At 75.3% G+C, this 1,898-nt stretch carries 1 protein-coding gene; it reads left to right on the forward strand.

The genetic code is table 11. The annotated features are described in order from the left end of the window. Window positions 1–222: 222 nt before the first annotated feature. Window positions 223–1,632, forward strand: a complete 1,410-nt coding sequence (locus tag P7A99_RS25120; protein ID WP_277796437.1) for a DUF6504 family protein — start codon at window positions 223–225, stop codon at window positions 1,630–1,632. Window positions 1,633–1,898: the final 266 nt, after the last annotated feature.

Consider the following 1,898-nt stretch of genomic DNA (forward strand, 5'->3'; position numbering starts at 1 on the left):
GCCCACCCCCCCCCCTCCTTCCCGCCCCGGGGGGCGGGGCCCCCCCCCACCCCCCCCCCCTGGGGGGGGGGGGGCCCCGGCCGGGGCGGGGGGGGCCACGCGGTCTCCGCCTCAGCAGCAACTTCCCCCTCCGTCGCCTTCGGCGACACCTCCCCCTTCAGGGGGAGGATCTCAGACGATCCCCCCTTCGCCCTTCTCGTCTCCGAGCGAGGAACCCGCCGCCTGGCCGCCGTCGACGCCGCCGCCACGGCGCTTGGTCTTTCCGCCGGCCAGAAGGCCGCCGACGCCCTGGCGCTGGTTCCGCAACTGCTCACCGCCGACCACGATCCCGACGCCGACCGGCGGGCGCTGGAAAGCCTCTGCGACTGGTGCGTGCGGTTCTCGCCGGCCGTGGCGGTCGACGGTGAGGACGGCCTGCTGCTCGACATCACCGGAACCGACCACCTGTGGGGCGGGGAGGCGGCGATGCTGGCCGACCTGCTGGAGCGCCTGTCGCGCTGGGGCGTGCCGGCGCGCGGGGCGATCGCCGACACCGCCGGCGCGGCCTGGGCCCTCGCTCGCTTTGGAGAGGCGCGTTTCGGGCGCGGAGCGGCGGTGGTCCCGCCCGGCGGCCAGCGCGAGGCCCTGGCCCGCCTGCCGGTGGCGGCCCTGCGGCTGGACGAGGCCGCCCAGGCCCAGCTGCCGCGCCTGGGCCTGCATCGCGTCGGCCAGCTCTACGCCCTGCCGCGCGCCCAGATGGCCAAGCGCTTCGGCATCGCCTTCACCCAGCGGCTGGACCAGGCTCTGGGCGCGGCCGGCGAGGCTCTGGCCTTCCGGCGGCCGGCCAGTCCGTGGTTCGAGCGCCTGGCCTTCTTCGAGCCGATCAGCGCGCCCGAGGATCTGGCCCGCGTCGCCGCTGACGTCCTGGCCCTGATCTGCAAGCGGCTGGAGGCGGAGGGACGCGGCGCCAAGCGGTTCGAGGTCGTCTATCACCGGCTGGACGGCAAGGCCTTTTCCGTGCCCGTCGGCCTGGCGCGGCCGGGGCGCGATGCGGCGCGCCTGGCCAAGCTGGTCGCGCCCAAGCTCGACCTCGTCGATCCCGGCTTCGGTATCGACGTGATCACCGTCCACGCCTTCGCGGTCGAGGCCTTGGCGCAGGGCCAGGCGCGCATCGACGCCGAGCTGGACGCGGCCGAAGCCCTGGCCCCACTGGTCGACCGGCTGGTCAACCGGCTGGGCGAGGGGCGGGTCTGGCGGCCCGACCCCGTGGAGAGCCACGTGCCCGAGCGCGCCGTGGGCCGCTCAGCGCCCCTGGCGACGCCGGCGACCGCACGCCCCTGGAACCCCGACCTGCCGCGCCCGACGCGCCTGCTGAAACGCCCCGAACCGATCGAGGTGATGGCCAAGTTGCCCGACGACCCGCCGCTGCGCTTCACCTGGCGCGGCCGCCATCACCGCCTGCGCGCCGCCGAGGGGCCCGAGCGCATCGGCCAGGAATGGTGGCGCGGCGACTTCGACGACACGGGCCCGGGCAGGATCCGCGACTACTACCGGGTGGAGGACGAGGCCGGCGGCCGGTTCTGGATCTATCGGCAAGGGCTCTATGGCGACGACGCTTCGCCGAAGTGGTGGCTGCATGGCCTGTTTGGTTGAGGGCCCCCTCAGTCGGTTTTGCCGACAGCTCCCCCAGAGGGGGAGCATCTTGGCGCGCGACCAGATCCTCCCCCTCTGGGGGAGGATAATGTTCGGCGGGTCTTTCCTGCTCCTCCCCCGTGCAACGGGGGAGGGGGACCGCGAAGCGGTGGAGGGGGCGAGACTGGGCTCCGTGCCGGCTGTGGGCCCCCCCCCCCCGCGCGCGGTCAGACGCGCCCCCCCAACCCCCCAGAACCGGGGGGGGGGGGGGGGGGGGACCAAGACAC

It is taken from the genome of Caulobacter endophyticus, from assembly GCF_029543245.1.
Classification (GTDB): Bacteria; Pseudomonadota; Alphaproteobacteria; order Caulobacterales; family Caulobacteraceae; genus Caulobacter; species Caulobacter endophyticus_A.